Annotated in this window: 12 protein-coding genes; 2 read left to right on the forward strand and 10 right to left on the reverse strand. The window is 61.6% G+C overall.

What is annotated here, in order from left to right:
* Positions 1-211: 211 nt before the first annotated feature.
* Positions 212-1507: an ISNCY family transposase gene (locus CHB97_RS21120; protein WP_200820054.1), complete on the forward strand. Its 1296-nt coding sequence runs from the start codon at positions 212-214 to the stop codon at positions 1505-1507.
* Between the two features lie 191 nt (positions 1508-1698).
* Positions 1699-2505, forward strand: a complete 807-nt coding sequence (locus tag CHB97_RS21125) for an IS30 family transposase (RefSeq protein ID WP_160106116.1) — start codon at positions 1699-1701, stop codon at positions 2503-2505.
* Between the two features lie 200 nt (positions 2506-2705).
* Here the strand turns inward: CHB97_RS21125 and CHB97_RS21130 are convergent, their stop codons facing one another.
* The 10 genes from CHB97_RS21130 to CHB97_RS21170 form a co-directional block, all read right to left on the reverse strand.
* Positions 2706-3464: an arylmalonate decarboxylase gene (locus tag CHB97_RS21130; protein WP_089289996.1), complete on the reverse strand. Its 759-nt coding sequence runs from the start codon at positions 3462-3464 to the stop codon at positions 2706-2708.
* Positions 3465-3815: 351 nt separating this feature from the next.
* On the reverse strand, positions 3816-4610 hold the full coding sequence (locus CHB97_RS21135) for a helix-turn-helix domain-containing protein (RefSeq protein ID WP_089289997.1): 795 nt from the start codon (positions 4608-4610) through the stop codon (positions 3816-3818).
* A 237-nt stretch (positions 4611-4847) separates the two neighbouring features.
* A complete protein-coding gene (locus CHB97_RS21140; protein WP_089289998.1) occupies positions 4848-6200 on the reverse strand; it encodes an MFS transporter in 1353 nt (450 codons plus the stop codon).
* A gap of 239 nt (positions 6201-6439) precedes the next feature.
* Positions 6440-7453: a DUF1838 family protein gene (locus CHB97_RS21145; RefSeq protein WP_089289999.1), complete on the reverse strand. Its 1014-nt coding sequence runs from the start codon at positions 7451-7453 to the stop codon at positions 6440-6442.
* A gap of 452 nt (positions 7454-7905) precedes the next feature.
* Positions 7906-9777: a hydantoinase B/oxoprolinase family protein gene (locus CHB97_RS21150; protein ID WP_089290000.1), complete on the reverse strand. Its 1872-nt coding sequence runs from the start codon at positions 9775-9777 to the stop codon at positions 7906-7908.
* Between the two features lie 15 nt (positions 9778-9792).
* The gene (locus tag CHB97_RS21155; RefSeq protein ID WP_089290001.1) at positions 9793-11841 is read right to left on the reverse strand and encodes a hydantoinase/oxoprolinase family protein; all 2049 of its coding nucleotides are present in this window, start codon (positions 11839-11841) and stop codon (positions 9793-9795) included.
* Positions 11842-12188: 347 nt separating this feature from the next.
* Positions 12189-13661 (reverse strand): NAD(P)/FAD-dependent oxidoreductase, encoded by a 1473-nt coding sequence (locus CHB97_RS21160; protein ID WP_160106118.1) that lies wholly within the window; start codon positions 13659-13661, stop codon positions 12189-12191.
* Positions 13662-13737: 76 nt separating this feature from the next.
* Positions 13738-16185 carry a TonB-dependent receptor gene (locus CHB97_RS21165; RefSeq protein WP_089290003.1) on the reverse strand — a complete coding sequence of 816 codons (2448 nt, stop codon included), beginning with the start codon at positions 16183-16185 and terminating at the stop codon, positions 13738-13740.
* Positions 16186-16685: 500 nt separating this feature from the next.
* Positions 16686-16808, reverse strand: coding sequence for a hypothetical protein (locus CHB97_RS27000; protein WP_256387134.1), 123 nt, complete (start codon positions 16806-16808; stop codon positions 16686-16688).
* Positions 16809-16826: 18 nt separating this feature from the next.
* Positions 16827-17604, reverse strand: a 778-nt coding sequence (locus CHB97_RS21170) for a sigma 54-interacting transcriptional regulator (protein ID WP_143271095.1), incomplete at its 5' end; no start/stop codon positions are given.

The following is a 17604-nucleotide window of genomic DNA, read 5'->3' on the forward strand; positions in this document are numbered from 1 at the left end:
GGATGTCTCTCCAGAGACCAAGGAAGCCAAGGGTCCGCATAAGACAATATTTGGATGACAGTTCCGTGATGATTGACAATTTATCATGATTTATTTTCCATAATTAATATTATTGATAAATTTGAATGTAGGCGCAAAGTTAAAATGTCAGTCCTGAGCAAGATAGAAATGTCAGTCTCTGGATCGGTTTTGGCCGGTTTTGGAGGCTGCCATGGGCTGGCTGATGATGAGCGATCGGGATGTCCGGCGTGTTGAGGTACTGGCAGAAATCGAGAGTGGTCAGCTTGGGGTTTCGGACGCCTCTGGGATATTGGGTTTGAGTGAGCGTCAGGTATGGCGTCTTCTGGATCGGTATCGATGCGATGGCGGCGGTGGGATTGTCCATCGAGGCCGGGGCCGACCGTCGAACCATCGATTGGTGGCGGGTTTACGCGCGCTGGCGCTGGAACTGGTTCGTCTGCATTACCATGATTTTGGGCCAACATTGGCAGCGGAGAAGCTTGCCGAACGGCATGGTCTTACGGTGTCGCGGGAGACGCTGCGGCACTGGATGGCGGAGGCCGGTCTCTGGCGGACAAAGGCCCAGCGGCGTCAATTTCACCGCCCTCGCCTTCGGCGGCAATGCCTGGGTGAGTTGGTACAGATTGATGGGAGCGAGCATCGTTGGTTTGAGGATCGGGGGCCGCCCTGCACGCTGCTGGTGTTTGTGGATGATGCGACCAGCCGGCTGATGCATCTGAAATTTGTGCCGTCGGAGAGCACGCTGGCCTATATGCAGGCGACGCGGGATTACATCGCTGCCTATGGGAGGCCGGTGGCCTTTTACAGCGATCGGCATGGCATTTTCCGGGTTAACCGACCGGGCGAAAGTAAACGCAGCGACGGTCTGACCCAGTTCGGGCGAGCCTTGCAGGACCTGGAGATTACCATCCTCTGCGCGCATTCCCCGCAGGCCAAGGGTCGGGTCGAGCGGGCGCATCTGACATTGCAGGATCGGCTGGTGAAGGAATTGCGTCTGGCTGGGATTTCCACGATGGAGGCGGCCAACCGGCTCCTGCCGGATTTTGTCCGGGACTATAACGAACGCTTTGCCAAGCCGCCCCATCAGCCGGAGAACCTGCACCGTCCGCTGGCCCCCTATCAGGATCTGGACGAGGTTCTGGCTTGGCGGGAGGAGCGCACGGTTACCGACAATCTGACCCTGCACTACAACCGGGTGATGCTGCTTTTGGAGCCGAGCCGAATGGCGCGGGCGGCCCGGCACCGGCGGGTGACGGTATATGATTATCCCGACGGGCGCCTGCTGGTCCGCTGGAAGGGTGTTGATTTGCCGTTCCGGGCCTTCGACAAGCTGCAACGGGTGCCCCAGGGCGAGATTGTCGATAACAAGCGGCTGTCGGCAGCGCTGGCGTGGGCCCAGGAGGAGCAGGCCAAGGCCTCTCCCCGTCAGCGCCGCACACATAGTCCAACCCGTCGTGCACAGGGGCCGGCTCCCTTCACCACGTGAACCGCTTGCGGGGGCTGCGCTGCGCGCGGCGGAAGGCTCCGCGCAGCCCCCGCAAGCTCACAAGGGTGACATTTCTATCCGGCGCAAACCGATGACATTTCTAACTGGCACTGACATGGCTGTAGGCGGGTGGATTCTATTTTGAAGTGCGACTCTCGTTTATAGTCATATGGTTAGCAATGGAGGCTGCCATGGGAGAGCACTATTCACACCTGAGTTTGACGGAACGGCGCCGGATTGAGGAGATGTTCCAGGCGTCGATTCCGGTTCGGGAGATCGCGGCGCGGCTTGGACGGCATCGCGGGACGATCCACCGTGAGATCAATCGCAATTTTTATCACACAAGTTTCCGGGATCGGGATGGGAACGACTACCGAGGTTATTACTGCATGACGGCGAATGCGCTGGCCAAGCGGCGGCGCCGTTCTGGCCGGGTGAAATTGCTGCGGCATCCGGCCCTTCTGGCGCATGTGGTGGCGAAGCTGCATGCGGGCTGGTCGCCGCAGCAGATTTCCGGTCGTCTGAAGATCGAACCACAGCCGGTCGGTCAGATATCGCATGAGAGCATCTACCGGCATATTCACAGTGACGAAGGCCGGGAGGCAAAGCTGTATGCCCTGCTGGCGGTGGCCCGGCGGCACCGTCGTCGTCAGAAGGGCCGCAAGCCCCGGACTTCGGTGATCCCGGCAGAGCGGTGGATTGAAGCCCGCCCGGCTGAAGTCAGTGACCGCAGTCAGTTCGGCCATTGGGAGGCGGATCTGTTGATCTTTGCGCGCAAGCATGGCAAGGCCAATGTCACCTGGCTCCAGGAGCGGCAAACCCGTTATCTGCTGTTGCTGGACAACGAGGACCGGCGGTCCGCCGGCGTCATGTCCCGCATCAGCGAGGCTCTTGCCCCCCTGCCCGGCCCCGCCCGCCGCAGCATCACCTTCGACCGGGGCACCGAGTTTGTCGTTGCCTGGCAATCATTGCTCATGCCTCTCGCCTCAAACAGGTAACAAAGCCGCCATATGCCAGTCCACCGGCCATATTCGCGCCAGGTGAATGTGGGAGAATCGGACGTGTCACCGGGCAAGACATCGGGTGGAATCGGTGGATCGTCCTCATAACAGGGCTGGAGCACTGCAACCTTCTTTTTATCGGGCCAGTGCAACGGACCACGCTCGGGCAAAGGGACGTCATTGTAATTAAGTACGGATCAGAATTCCTCAAGCAGGCGACCAAAGCCATATATCTTGTCCTGAATACCGTTGGCGCGCAGCGCGTGCCAGTATGTCGCAGTATTGATGGCGATGACCGGTTTGCCCAGCCAGGTCTCAGCAGCAGCGGCCAGCTTCACCATCGACAGGTTGGTACCGACCTGCAGGATGGCATCCACGTCGTCACCATCCAGTTGGCTAAGCACGTCGCGCAACCGATCCGTGCCGACTCGGGCGATGGAAGTCCAGGACGCGCATTGCAGCGGCACATCGCGGACCGTCTCATATCCATAATCGGACAGGAAACGGCGGACCTGCTCGTTGGCCACGGGATAATAGGGCGACACGAAGGCTACCTTCTTCACCCCGCCATAGGCAGCGATGGCGGCTGCCAGAGATTCGGAGCCGGTGGAGAGATAGAGCCCGCTGATCTCCCGGATCTGCCGGCGGAACTTTGCCGCCCCTTCCGCCCCTCCGAAGAAAGTGATGGCGGACATACCCATGACCAGATAATCGGGATCACACGTCATCACCGCCTTTACGGCGTCCATGGTATTGTCGGCGATCTCCTGCGTGCCGGCCAGAAACGTCTCGTTGCTGATCGCCTGGGCGTTCGACACGATGATCCGGCTATAGTGATTGGTCACGCCGGCGGGGCGCATGTCGTCGAAATCGGGCTGCACAATGGTGTTCGTGCTGGGCCCCAGCACGCCGAACACCTTGCGCCAGCCACGGCTGTCCTTGCCTTCACCCTGCATCTCATATCCCCTGTTCTGGATGGGTGGTCACATCATGACAGCGATGTCAGCCTGGCGCTTCTCCCGCGCGTAAGCGTGGCTTTCCTTCATGATTTCGATGGTTTGACTGGTCTGTGCCTGAACAAAACAGCGCGCCGCACCGCGTTTTTATTTGGGCGCAGACCGCCTAGCGCGTCGATGCAACCGTCCCCGGCCGGCCACAGGGTGGACAAGTTCGGCAGTTTCCTGCGTATCGCCCCCCTGGAGTTCCTGTGAACAGGTGGCCCTATGCAGCGGCCAGCAGGGGTAAGGGCGCCCGGCTGCGCGGAATGAAGCAGTTGGTGGAACTGGACCCGGCCGGGTGAGCATGTACTAGCGTTGGTTCTGCATTGCCGCCTGGGTCAGCTCTGCGCTGATCGTCTCGGCCGTACCCTTCAGGTCGTCCAGGTAGCGATCTAGCGCCGTCTCTACCTTCATTGCGGAGGCGAAGAAGATCATCGTCATCGCCGCCTTGAAATTCTCGCCCAGAAAGATGGGCACAGCAACGGAGGAGGTCTTGCCGGGGGTCAGGTTGTGATGGTTGCGCCCCTGCACGGCGTAGCCCTGCGAGCGGATTCGTTCAACATTCAGCGCTGCATGAGCCGCCTTCAGATATTCCGGGTCCACCTCCCGCGACACCTTCATCCACCGCAACAGCGTCTCGCGCTCCTCATCCTGGGTATAGGCCATCGACAGCTTGCCTGATGCGCTGTCCAGTATTGGCAGGGTGAAGCCCGGATAATACCGTTCGAAGGTCAGCGCCGTGTTGGCGTGGGTGCTGTCGCGCAGCATCATGTTGCGCCCGACGCGGGAGGCAATGGAGATGGGCCAGCCAATGCGGCGCGTCAGCGACACGATAAGCGGCCGCGCGATCTCCACCAGCCGGTCATCATCCTGGAAACCATAAGCCAGTGACTGGACCATCGCTGTGGGCCTGTACCGCTTACGATCGGGCTCCTGCTCCACCAGCCCTTCATAAACCAGGGTCTGAACCAGGCGGCAGGCCGTCGGATAGGGCACCTCCGCCGACCGGGCAATTTCCATCATGGTCAGCGACCCTTGCCGGTTAATGGCCTTCAAAGCCGCGATGGCCCGGCTGATCGCGCGGATTGGCACGCCCTTTTCCATACCCCCCTCCACCTGTCGAATATCATGGGCGGCATGATGCCAATGTTCGGCAGCACCGGGGGCAGAAACCGTGATTTTGTATCCACCTGATGGATAGACTATGCTTTGAAGGTTCCAATTGACCGCATACGCCGATACGGCGCAACGCCGTGGGCCGCTGGCGGGAGATTGCGGAGCAGACCGGTCCGTGCGGCCGCCATCGTAAAGCCGCGCCACCCAATCCACTTTCCAGCCCTGTCAGTGGCGACCAAATCGGCCATAGAGAGCCGCCGCAATCAGATTGAATAGACCTGGGAACACCCCGAAAGCCAGCATGACACCGGTCAGGGCGCGAGGTTCCTGCGGCAGGCCCGCCATGGACCGGGCAACATCGAAACCGAAGCCCGACAATACCAGGCCCACCAGCAGCGTGCCGCCCAGGGCGAAGCCGATCTTGTCCACGGCCACCCAGGCGGCGGAATAGAGCCCGGCATTGGCCCGATCCTCGCCGGCAATATCGGACATCATGGAAAAGCTGAGCAGGGCCCAGCCGGAATTGAACAGCGCGGCCACGACGCAAAACACATAAGCGACAAAGATGCCGGACTGGGCATTCTGCGACCAGGCGATATAGCTGACGCCATAACCGATGGCGGACAGCACATAGACGGGCTTCTTGCCCACGCGCTTGGCCAGGGCCACCCACATCGGCTGGGCCACGATGATACCGGCGCAGACAGCGACGATCAGGCCACCGATCAGCTGCAGCGCGCCGGCCCCCTGCCCCATATTGTAGGTCAGAAAATAGAGCATGGATGCGTAAGCCATGCCCGATCCGATCAATTGCAGCAGATTGGACATCAGCAGCACCGAGAAGCGCGGCGCGGCCAGCACGGAGATTGCAGCGCCAAAGGTCATGCGGGGGCTGGCCGCGGGGGTTGGCGCCCGGCCCGCCTGCCGCGCCGCACGTCCGGCCCCGAAAAAGGCGATGAGGAGGGAGATGGGGCAGATCACAGCCAGAACACGGGACATGCCCTCATATCCCGGCTGCCCACCGCCCAGATGCTGAACCACCCCAGGTGCCACCGCCCCGCCGATCAGGACGCCGGCGGCGGTGAAGACCAGCCGCCAGGCCATCAGCACCGTCCGCTGGTGCGGATCGTCCGACAATTCGCCAGCAATGGCCAGATAGGGAACGGAAAAGCTGGCAAAAACCGCCATGTACAGGCTGAAGGCGGCCGCCACATAGACGATACGGCCATTCATGGACAGGTCAGCCGGCACATGAAACAGCAGCAGAAAGGCCATGGGCGAACCCACAACCCCGGCCAGCAGCCACCAGCGGCGGTGGAACCGGTGTTTCCAGCGGTCGGACAGCACGCCGACCAGCATGTCGCACCCCACACCCCAGACCAGTTTCGGCACAAAGATCGCCACACCGGCCAGCGCCGGTTCAATCCCCAGTACCGTCGTCATGAAAAACAGCAGCAGCAGCGACGGCACATCGCGGAACACCTGGCCTGCCACCTGTCCGGCACCATAGCCGACCTGCGAGACAAGGCCCAGGCGGCCGGCTTGTTGGGAGGGGACTTCGGTCACGGCGGTGGTCATCGGCGATCCTTGGAAGGTCACGGTACATCAGAAACGAAAAGGGCGGGCGGGCACCATCGCCCGCCCGCCCTGCACCGACTTATACCAACCCACCTAAAGGTTGACCTTTAGGTGGGTTGGAGGCCGGCGACCGCCGGCCCGCGCCACGTGGCGCGTAAGCCAAGCTGCCGGAGGCAGCGCCCGGCGCGTGAGGGGACACGAAATCTCCCTGGATCGGTCACGATCAAGGGAGATTGGTATTACTTAGGCGGCAACGTCCGCGGCGGCGGCGGTTGCGGCGGCACCCACCCGGCTGGCACAGGCACCGGCTTCTGTTCACGCGCATAGTTTTCCAGGCTGGACAGTGACGGACCGTAATCTTCCGTCGGAGCGGCCAGCCATTTCGGGTCCATGGCGCGCGCGGCTTCCCGGATATCGGCCGGGATGTCGTTCACGCTGTCATAGGCGCCGAAAGAGCAGAAATAGGAGATATGGCCCGGCGCCTGACCCATCAGCATCCAGGGCAGCCACGGGGTAATGCGTGACCACTGGCCCACAGCCTTCACGTGGGTCAGCTTGGGATTCTCCAGATCCTTGCGCTTGATCACATAGGTGAACATCTCCGAGACGCGGTTGAACGCGCCCGACGATTCGCGCACCCACTTATCGGGCTGCAACGCGTTCTGATAGAGCATGTGGATGTCAGTGGTGACGATCACCGTATCGTCCGGACCATAGCGCCAGTCCAGGAGGAACGGCTCCGGCGGCGGCTTGTCCTTGTTCATTCCGCCATAGGACGGGGGCTGGGGACGGAATTCGCTGATCGTGAAATTGAACGGATCGTTGGCGATGGGCACGACCCGCACATCCTCGTTGGTATACGGGTTATGCCAGGTCTTGAGGATCTCACCGGTCTTGATGTCCCGGTAGAAACCAACCTCACGCAGCATACGGCGGTACGAGCCGTCCTCAAGACGCTTGGTGCGGACGAAGCTGAAGCCATCAATGATGAACAGAGGCCGCACCGGCTCATTGTCGCGCACACCATAGACGTTGCCACGGAACCAGCCGATTTTTTCCTTCGTGGGATCGATATCCGCATCCAGCCGGGCATAGCTGTCACGGTTCCATTTCGGGTCTTTGAAGTCGATCTTCGTCTGGAAGGGCGGCGCGCTTCCAGACGCCGCCGAAGCACCGATACCCACCGCGCCGACGGTGGCCGCCATGGCCGCCAGGCCCAGGCTTTGACGACGCGTCAATTCAGGTCCGCTCATTGTCCCGGAACTCCCTTGTTCTGGATAGAAGACGCTGTACCGCCTTCCTTGCCGGGGTCAAATCTGGCGCGGATGAATTCGGCCTGGAAACGATGAAGCGCCATCATATCCACCAGGTAGATATTTCTACGCCGTTATTTGGGCCGGAATGTCCGGGGCCTTTCAATCGGTAGCAACAGGCAAGCATCACCGATCCGGGGGAGCTGGTCCCCGGTGAACGGATAGTTTGATACGTTTGGCCCGCCCTTGTTGCAGGACGACCGACAGGACAGAGAAAGCAATATTCAGCGGTTTGCAAGGCGACGGGAGCAGGCACCTTGCAAACACAAAATCTCCCTTGCACGTGACCGCGCAAGGGAGATTTTGTGTTTCCTCAATCGCCGGGCGAGAAGATCCTCGCCCGGCGGCGGCAGATGCCGCCTTGGCTTAAACACACCGAGGTGCGTTTGGAATCACGCCGCGAAATGCGCCAGCTTCACTGGGGCCTTCGGTGCCGGCAGGCCGGTTTCGGCCAGGCTGTTGGCGCGCAGCGTGTCGATGTCGGGACCGAAATTGAACACTTCCGTCACCGGACCGCGTTCCGCCCGCATCTTGGCCCGCAGCGCTTCCGTCGCGGCTTCATCGACCTTGCCATCGACCAGCACGACGCCATAACGCTTGGCGCCTTCGGCCGTGACCAGACCGCGCTCCAGCTCGACCTCCAGCAGCTTCGGCTCGCGCAGCAGCGGGTCGCCCCAGCCGCCGCCGCCCCAGGTGATGAAGTGCAGGATGTCGCCTTCTTCCACCGTCAGGTTTTCCAGCTTGTTGCCGACCACGGTCTGGGTGCCGTCGGGCTTTTCCAGGATCTTGCGGGCGCGCGCACCGGGTTCGCCGCCATTCACACCCCAGGGCGGGGTGAACCAGCGGTCATCATGGATGGCGATGGTGCCGGCAGCCAGGAAGCGATAGGACATGATGATGCCATTGCCGCCGCGATGCAGCCCGGCCCCGCCGCTGTCGGCCACCGTTTCATACCGTTCGATGACCAGCGGGAAATACCGCTCCAGGAACTCGTTGGGAACGTTGGTGAAGCCGGGGAACAGCGAATGCCCGTCCGGCCCGTCGCCCAGCGGACGACCGGGGATGCCGCCGAAGCCGATCTGGAACAACTGGAACCAGCGGCCCTTGGCGTCATAGCCCGAATAGAACAGGTGCGGGGAGGAGGAGAAGCCGGCCGCGTTGAGGAATTCCGGCGTCTTCTGGCCCAGCAGCCCGCCCATGATGTCGAACAGGCGGCCCAGCGCATGGGTGCGGCCCGACAGCGCGGCCGGGAATTTCGGCTTCAGCAGGGAGCCTTCGGGGATCTTCACCCGGATCAGGTCGTAATAGCCGTCATTGAACAGCACCTGCGGGTCAAAGACCATGATCATGTAAATGCCGAAGAACATCTTCAGCATGTTTTCATTCAGGAAGAAATTGATCGAGGCCTGGCTCTGCGGGTCGGTGCCATCAAAATCCAGCACCACGATTTCACCTTCGCGGTGCATGGTGCAGCGGATCTTGTAGGGGCCATAGCCCATACCGTCATCGCAGATATAATCTTCGAAGCTGACCTTCTCCTCGCTGATGGAGCTGGCGATCAGCTGCTTCATGGCGCGGTAGTTGCGGGCCAGCAGCTCGTCGGTGGCGGCGGCGAAGACATCGTCGCCAAACCGCTCGCACATTTCCACCACGCGGCGGGCGGCCACGCGGCAGGAAGCGATCAGGGCGTTCAGATCGGCCGTGCACCAGTCCGGCTTGCGGGTCTGGGCCATGATCAGTTTGATCACGTCGGCATTATAGACGCCCTTGGAATAGATCTTCACGGGCGGGATGCGCACCCCTTCCTCGAAGATCGAGGTGGCGTCGATGGGCATGGAGCCCACGACCTTACCGCCGATGTCGGACTGGTGCCCGAACATGGAGGTATAGGCAATCAGGCGGCCATCCTTGAACACGGGCAACAGCACCAGCCAGTCATTCAGGTGGCTGATGGCGCCGCCGACCGAATAGGGGTCGGACAGCAGGATCATGTCGCCTTCTTCAACCGTGCCGTCGAACCCGTCCAGGAAGGGACCGATATAGGAGCCGAACTGGCCCACCACCATCTGGCCCGTGCGGTCGGCGATCAGGGGGAAGGCGTCGCCCTGTTCGCGGATGCCGGGCGACATGGCCGTGCGCACCAGCGTCGCATCCATTTCGATGCGGGCATTGCGCAGGGCGTTTTCGATGACTTCCAGCGTCACCGGGTCGATGCTGACCTTGTTGAAGGGAGCGTCATTGGTCTGGATGATCTTTGCGGCCATGGATCACACTCCCCTTCAGCGCGGGTTGATCAGGATATTGCCGACGCGGTCGACCAGGCCGTCACAGCCGGCCTCGATCAGCGTCGTGCTGTCCATTTCGATGACGATGGCCGGACCCGGGATCAGGTCGCCGGCCTTGAGCTTGGCGCGGTCATAGATGACGGCCGGCACCATCTTGCCATCCATCCACAATTCATGGTCGCGGATCTTGGCCGCCACCGGGTCGCCATTGCCCTGCGGCAATTCGGCCGCCGGCAGGTCCAGCACGGGGCCCAGGGCCACGGCGCGCAGGTTCACCAGCTCATGCGGGGAAGGCATGTTAAAGGTGAACAGGCGCTGATGCTCATCATCAAAGCGTCGGGTGACCCCGGCCAGACCGTCGCGGCGCAGGGTTTCCGGATCGATCGACAGCGGCACCTCGAAGGCCTGGCCTTCATAGCGCACGTCGATTTCGAACAGGCTGGTGATGTCCGCGTCCTTGGTGCCTTCGGCCTTCAGCTCGTCGCGGGTCTGGGCGGCCATGGATTCCAGCAGCGCAATCACCTCCGCCTCGTCCGTCTCGTCAAAGCGGCGGGAGAAGGACCGGGCCGTTTCCGTGCGCATCCGCGTCGTGGCATCGCCAAGCGCACACAGCACACCGGGGGACACGGGCGAGACGGCGGGCCAGGAGCCCATCAGACGGGCCACGGCATTGACATGCAGCGGGCCGGCACCGCCAAAGCCCATGACGGCGAAGTCACGCGGATCATAGCCCTGCTGGACGGAGATCATGCGCAGCGCGCCGAACATGTTCTCATTCACGATATCGATGATGCCGCGGGCAGCGGCATAAAGATCAATGCCCAGCGTGTCGGCGATGGTCTGCACCGCCTTCTTGGCCCCTTCGCGGTCCAGCTTGAAGGTGCCGCCCAGCAGCGCCTCGGGCAGATAGCCCAGCACGACATTGGCGTCGGTCACGGTCGGCAACGTGCCACCCTTGCCATAGGCCACGGGGCCGGGCACGGCACCGGCGGATTGCGGGCCGACGCGCAGTGCCTTGGTCAGTTCCGGCACATAGGCGATGGAACCGCCGCCGGCGCCCACCGTCTTCACATCCAGCGAGGAGGCGCGGACGGCCAGATGGCCCACTTCGGTGGTGCGCACACGGCGCGGGTCCAGATTTTCAATCAGGGCCACGTCGGTCGACGTACCGCCTACATCCAGGGTCAGGATGTTGCGGATGCCGGAATTGGCGCCCACCCACAGGGCGCCCGTCACGCCGCCAGCCGGACCTGACATCAGCAGGGAAACGGGATGTTCTTCGGACTTTTCCGACGACATCAGGCCGCCATCGGAACGCAGCAGCGACAGCGAGCCGGCAAACCCGCTCGACTTCAGCTTTTCGCGCAGGTTGCGGACATAGCGGCCAACGATGGGCCGAACCGACGCATTGGCCACCGTGGTCAGCGTGCGCTCATATTCCTGCATTTCCGGCAGGACTTCATGGGACAGCGACACGGGTACGCCGGGCAGAATCTCCGCCGCCAACTCACCCACGCGCTTTTCATGCGCGCCGTTCAGATAGGCGTTGATCAGGGAGACGGTGACCGCCTCCACGCCCTTTTCCTTCAGTTTCAGCAGGGCGGCGCGGATATTGTCGTCATCGACCGGGCGCAGTTCGCTGCCCTGGGCGTTCATGCGGCCCTTGATCTCAAACGTGTTTTCCAGCCGGGCCAGCGGTTCCGGCTTGGGCCAGACGATCCAGCCGGCCAGACCGCCCGGCACGAAGGAACGCGCGATCTGCATGATCTGACGGTACCCTTCCGTCACAATCAGGCCGACCTTGGCGCCCTTGCCTTCCAGCACGGCGTTGGTGGCAACCGTGGTGCCGTGCAGGAAGAATTCCACATCGGCCGGCGTGATCCCCGCCTTCTCACAGATGGCGGTGACGCCATTCAGGATGCCGACGGAACTGTCGGCCGGGGTGGACGGGGTTTTGTGCCGCCAGAAGGCGCCCGTCGTATCATTAAACAGCAGCAGGTCGGTGAAGGTACCCCCCACATCGACGCCCAAGCGATAACCCATCGCATCCCCCTTGTTCTGGAAGCGGTCAAATATTGATCCCAGCAGTACCGGAATGACGGACGGCGACCATAGTCCGCTTCCCCATTTGACCGCTGTGTGGATGTCGATCTTCGGGGCGGTTCCTGCAGGCAGGGAAGAACGGTCACAGCCCGCGTTACGGGCAGGCTGTGTCCTCAGTTCAGGTAGAATTTATCCAGGGTAGTTTCCTCACCCTCTCCAGCCTTCCGGCTTGCGAGGGTGAGGATCAAACGCGAGAATGCCAGCGATCCCTTCGCGCTTCAAAATGGTGATGACCGCGCCAACCAAAGCCCGGCTGGAAGGTGCCGAAGAGGCTCCCGCGGTGAACATCAGATCTTTTCCAGGATCTCCATGGCGGCGGCTTCACCCGTTTCCATGGCGCTTTCCATGCCATGTTCCAGGCGGCGCAGATGCTCGCCGGCGAAATGGATGCGGCCGGCCGGCTTGCCCATGTCGGCAGCAAACCGCTTGACCTGGCCGGGCGCGAAATAATGCTTGTTGCCGCCCACGAACGGATTGCGGCCCCAGCTATAGCCGAACTTGTATTCCAGGGCGCCGGCCATGGATGGACGCAGGCGGGCCAGGTCGGCCAGCACCAGTTCCACCTGTTTGCTGGTGTCGCGGTCGTCCCAGCGGGTGGCGCCGTCGCCATTCACCCAGACGATCAGGCTGTCGATGGCACCGGTCTTGGCGTTCTTCATCGCGAAGGCGCGTTCGAAGGCGCTGTTGGACCAGATCGACGGCGGCAGCCCGTCCTTTTCCCAGAAGGGCTTCTTGATGCTGAAATGGAACTGCGTCGTGGCGGAATAGCGGGCACCGGCGATGGCATCGGCCTGATTGTCCGGCAGGCCCGGCGTGAAGCGGATGCGGGAGACGGCGCTGAACGGGGCCGCCATCACCAGGAAGCGGGAGGTCAGGACATCGCCATTGGACAGCAGCACCTTCACCTTGTCATCGGTCTGATCGACGGCGACGACGGGGCTGTTCAGGCGCACGGGCGTTTTCAGTGCGGCGGCCATGGCCTTTGGCAGCATATCGGACCCACCCACGATATAGGCGCGGTCGGCGGCACTGGTCGGGCCGCCATATTGCGGCTTGTTGGGGTCTTTAAAGCCTTCGATCTGGGCACGGGCCATATCGCGGAAGATGGACAGGGACGACACGCTTTCCAGGCTGGCGCCGTTCAGGTCGATATCCGCCAGCCGGATCGCCGCTTCCGACACACCCTTGGACCGCATCAGTTCGGCCGCGGAGATGTCATAGACCATGTTCTCGGGCTGCAGCCAGGCATTGGTCTGTTTGAAGGGCAGCCAGTCGAACATCAACCGGTTCTGCAGGATGAAGGGGGGGAACTCGCGCTCGCGGCCCCTTGTCTTGTTGACCGCGGACTTGGACCATTCCGACGGCAACACGGTGCTGCCATCGACATTGATCATGAAATCAGTACCCTTGACGCCATCGGTGGTCAGGCCGACATTCAGGCGCCCGCAGGCATCGCGCACGCGACCATAAAGCAGGCCAACCTCGCTGGCCCCGACCTCGGCCTGATAGCCCTCCGTGCGCAAGGTGCGCAGACGGCCGCCGACACGGTCGGATGCCTCAACAACCTGTACAGTCAGCCCCTGGCCTTCCAGGATGGAGGCGGCGTTCAGGCCGGAAAGACCCCCGCCCACCACGACGACATCAACTTCAGACGGACCGGCGGCCCAGCCGCGGGAGGCAACGATAAGCGGAGCGGCGGCCACAAGGCCCCCCACCACGGCGCGACGGGACAGGAGCGGGGAAGCGAATTTACTGGTCATGGCGCCCGATCTTCCAATGTTGGCCAAAAGGAATTCCCCCCGGCGATGGTGCCGAGGGGAACATTCACGCATCCAATCAGAACTTGGCGGACGCCGTTACGCCGAAGCGGCGGCCTTCACCATGATACACTTCCATAATGCGCTGCGTGCCGACGGAGTAGTTACGCGGCTGCTGGATGATGTTGGCGTTATAATCCTCGTTGGTCAGGTTGGTGACCCAGGCGGCGATGGAATAGGTATCGCTTTCCAGGGCCAGACGCAGATTGGTCAGCGTGCGTTCACCGAAGGAGGTGACGTTCAGGCTGTTGGTATAGGTCGGGCCTGTGTAGTTCACGTCCACGCGGCCGGACAGGGTCCAGTCGGCGGAGACAGGAACATTAGCGCTGGCGTGCAGGTTATACTGCAACTTCACCGAACGGGCCGGACGGTTGCCCTCGATCGATGCCTGGATGCCACGGCCGGGGATCGTGACCAGGGTGCAGACGGTGGACGGGTTGCCGCACTGCGACGAATAGGCCGGATCATAGGTACCCGAACCATATTTCGGATCGGAATAGGTGACCGAACCACCGAAGGAGATGATGTCGGTGGCCTTAACCTCCGTCTGCACTTCCACGCCGTTCGTCTTCAGATTGCCGGCATTCATGATGATGGCCTGGGCAACCGACGCGTTGGGCGAGAAGGTGGAGAGCTGCAGGTTCTTCCAGTCCACATGGAAGACAGAGGCGTTCAGCATGACGCGGCGGTCCAGCAGCCACGACTTCACGCCCGCTTCATAGGTCCAGTTCTCTTCTTCGTCGAAGGTCTTCTCCGCGTCGGTCAGACCGGCGAGCGAGTTGAAGCCACCCGAACGCACACCCTTGGCGGCTGACGCGAACAGGAAGATGTCATCCGACGCCTTGTAATCGACCGTGAAGCGCGGGGTGAAGCTCTTGAACTCGCCCCGGAACGGCTGGCCGGCCACGCAGGGACCGAAGGCGTTGAAATAGGTCAGGACGCAACGGTCGGTCTTGTTGTCGATGTTGTAGCGACCTTCGGCCGACACGCGCAGACCGTCAATGACCTCATACCCCAGCGAGCCGAACACCGACCGGGTGATGTTCTGCTTGTAGTTCATGTTGGCCAGACGCTGAACCACGGACGGGTCGTAGACCAGACCGGGATTGGCCAGCGAGGCCATGGGCCCCGTACCGACGGGGTTGCCCGGCAGGATCTGGACCAGACGCTCGTTGGTGGCCAGACCCGGCGCGCTGGTGCCGGCATAGGTCTTGCTGTCCACATTGGACTGGAAGAAGAACAGGCCACCCAGCCATTGCAGCCGGTTGCTGTCCGGCGACTGGATGCGCAGTTCCTGGCTCTTGGTCACCACCTGATCCGTGCTGTTGATCATGGAGTTAGCCAGAACCGTGCGCGTATAGGTGCCGGTGGCGGCACCGCAGGTGCTGCCGACGGTGCAGACGCCATAGAGCGCGCCATTGCCATAAACATCGGCATCATTGACGCCGGACACTTCAGAAGCGGAGATGCCGGTCACGCTGACGATCGAGAAATCCTCGAACTTATATTCCAGTTCCAGCGCACCCTGGCGCGCCTTGGAATAGCTTTCCGGCAGGCTGCTGGTGACGTCGATCGGCAGGTTGGTCGGAATGCTGCCGCAATAGAGCATATAGGCCTGGGTCGGCGCATTGAAGGCGCCGCAATTGTGGCTGGACAGCGGGTTCAGCGACAGGCCCGGCATCTCCGAATTCGTCTTCATGGCGAAGCCGGTGAAGGTGGCCGTGAAATTCTCCGTCGGCGTGAACAGCAGCGAACCGGAGACGCCGCGCTTCTCATACCCGCCCAGCTTGTCCTGCGGGTTGAAGGCGTTGCCAAACTCGCCGTCATAGGTTTGGTAGGCGGCGGAAATGGAGGCCGCCAGCTTATCCTCGATGATCGGCTTGGACAGCGAGACCTTGCCGCGATAATCGCCATTCTTGCCGACGGTGACGGTGACCTTGCCTTCCGCCACGTCGCTCGGGCGGGCCGTGGTGAAGCCGACGGCACCGGCAAAGGTGGAGCGGCCATAAAGCGCGCTCTGCGGACCCTTCACGACATCGACCTGTGCCACGTCCACAACCGACAGGATGTCGGCGGCATTGCGGCTGGTCTGATAGATGCCGTCGATGAACAGGCCGACATTGGCCTCCACGTTCAGATCGGTGGAGGAATTGGCCGGCGCCAGGCCGCGCACGTAAATATTGGTGAAGGTGCCACCGGTGATGTTGCTCACCGTGATGCCGGGGGTCGTGTTGCCCAGATCGGTCAGGGTGGTGATGTTCTTGGCAGCCAGTTCGTCGGCTGACAGCGCCTGGATGGAGATCGGCACCGTCTGGATGTCTTCCTTGCGCTTACGCGCGGTGACGATGATCTCATCCAGCGTCAACTCCCCTTCGGCGGCGTGGACGAGCATGGGAAGCGCAGCGGAGAGCGCGAGGGAGCCAACCACAGCCGAGGTGGTCAGCGCAATAACCTTGGAACGGTACATGAAGCCCCCTTAAATTTTTCCATCGTTTCGAATGGCTTACTTCCCGGTGCCAATTTCCCGTCTATTGGCGGCTAACCGTTATTTGGTCTAGCGAAATCACCCCCTTCCCCGATCCGGGGAAGGGTCCGCTTAAAGCCTGTGAACCGGACGTTCGCCTGCATGAAGGCTAATTCCTTGAACGAACCTTCCTCAATTAAGACCGGTCATAATGTCCGCCTGTCGGATAGGCAGGGCACGCTGGTATGAATGTCACGGGAGGGATACCGACACCCGACACAAGGGCTGGGACCAGGGTGCGGCCCTTCACCTCCGCCCAGCTCAGGAACGGCGAACAGAGCATTTCTCAGCTTGGTAAGCTCCCATCCGACCTGGACCGCAGCATTACAGACGCATATTTCCTGAAATCCTGAATCATCAGGCAGCCGTGATTCGGCGAGACATAGGAAGAGCTAGTCCCCAGTGACCGGACAATTTTTGTTCGGCGTTAAGCTTGCCCCTGTTCAATTCACACCGCCAAACACAGTCTGTCCGGCCCTGGCCTCACTGCCGGTCTTCAAAGTGCAGAGATAGACGCATTCGTCTTTCAGCGACCGCCAGAGCCGCTCGATGAACACATTGTCCATGGGGATGGGGGAGAGCCTTCAGGCTTCGCGGACGCGGATCTCATATTTGCGGATCTTGTCAAACAAGGTGGTCTTGGCAATCGCCATGGCCTCCGCCGTTCGGGAAATATTGCCATCGTTGCGCTTCAGCTCTTCCATGATCAGCCCGCGTTCAAAATGTTCGACGGCGATCGACAAGGGGATGCTGTCACTGGTCGCATCATGGCCAGGGGCGCTTTTCAGGCCCAGCACATAGCGCTCCGCCTGGTTACGCAATTCGCGCACATTGCCCGGCCAGTGATGTGCCATCAGTTCACGGATGACACCATCGCGGATCAGCGGCGGCGGACGGTTGAGGCGCAGGGCAGCCTGGGCGACGAAATAATCGAACAGCAGCGGAATATCCTCCCGCCGGTTGCGCAGGGCCGGCAGGTCGATGGTGACGATATTCAGGCGGAAATGCAGATCGCTGCGGAACTTTCCCTGTTCGGAAAGTTCCAGCAGGTCGGCCTTGGTGGCGGCAATGACCCGGAAATCCACCGGGATCAGCTTGTTGGAGCCCAGGCGTTCAACCACGCGTTCCTGCAGTACACGCAGGAATTTCACCTGCATGGACATGGGCATGGACTCGATTTCATCCAGGAACAGGGTGCCGCCATTGGCATATTCGATCTTGCCGATCCGCTGTTTGGTGGCGCCGGAAAAGGCACCGGCCTCATGTGTAAAAGTCTGGACTAAATCTGACGGCATGCTGGAATGGCGGGTATTGATCGCCTGTGTCGGGGCATGCCCCGACACAGGCGGCGGCGTAAGAAGA

It is taken from the genome of Azospirillum sp. RU38E (genome assembly GCF_900188385.1).
Lineage (GTDB): Bacteria > Pseudomonadota > Alphaproteobacteria > Azospirillales > Azospirillaceae > Niveispirillum.

Bases quoted from the DNA above. Each gene is read 5' to 3' on its own strand.
- CHB97_RS21120 (WP_200820054.1), top strand. From the start codon at position 212: ATGGGCTGGCTGATGATGAGCGATCGGGATGTCCGGCGTGTTGAGGTA.
- CHB97_RS21125 (WP_160106116.1), top strand. From the start codon at position 1,699: ATGGGAGAGCACTATTCACACCTGAGTTTGACGGAACGGCGCCGGATT.
- CHB97_RS21130 (WP_089289996.1), bottom strand. From the start codon at position 3,464: ATGCAGGGTGAAGGCAAGGACAGCCGTGGCTGGCGCAAGGTGTTCGGC.
- CHB97_RS21135 (WP_089289997.1), bottom strand. From the start codon at position 4,610: ATGGAAAAGGGCGTGCCAATCCGCGCGATCAGCCGGGCCATCGCGGCT.
- CHB97_RS21140 (WP_089289998.1), bottom strand. From the start codon at position 6,200: ATGACCACCGCCGTGACCGAAGTCCCCTCCCAACAAGCCGGCCGCCTG.
- CHB97_RS21145 (WP_089289999.1), bottom strand. From the start codon at position 7,453: ATGAGCGGACCTGAATTGACGCGTCGTCAAAGCCTGGGCCTGGCGGCC.
- CHB97_RS21150 (WP_089290000.1), bottom strand. From the start codon at position 9,777: ATGGCCGCAAAGATCATCCAGACCAATGACGCTCCCTTCAACAAGGTC.
- CHB97_RS21155 (WP_089290001.1), bottom strand. From the start codon at position 11,841: ATGGGTTATCGCTTGGGCGTCGATGTGGGGGGTACCTTCACCGACCTG.
- CHB97_RS21160 (WP_160106118.1), bottom strand. From the start codon at position 13,661: ATGACCAGTAAATTCGCTTCCCCGCTCCTGTCCCGTCGCGCCGTGGTG.
- CHB97_RS21165 (WP_089290003.1), bottom strand. From the start codon at position 16,185: ATGTACCGTTCCAAGGTTATTGCGCTGACCACCTCGGCTGTGGTTGGC.
- CHB97_RS27000 (WP_256387134.1), bottom strand. From the start codon at position 16,808: ATGGACAATGTGTTCATCGAGCGGCTCTGGCGGTCGCTGAAAGACGAA.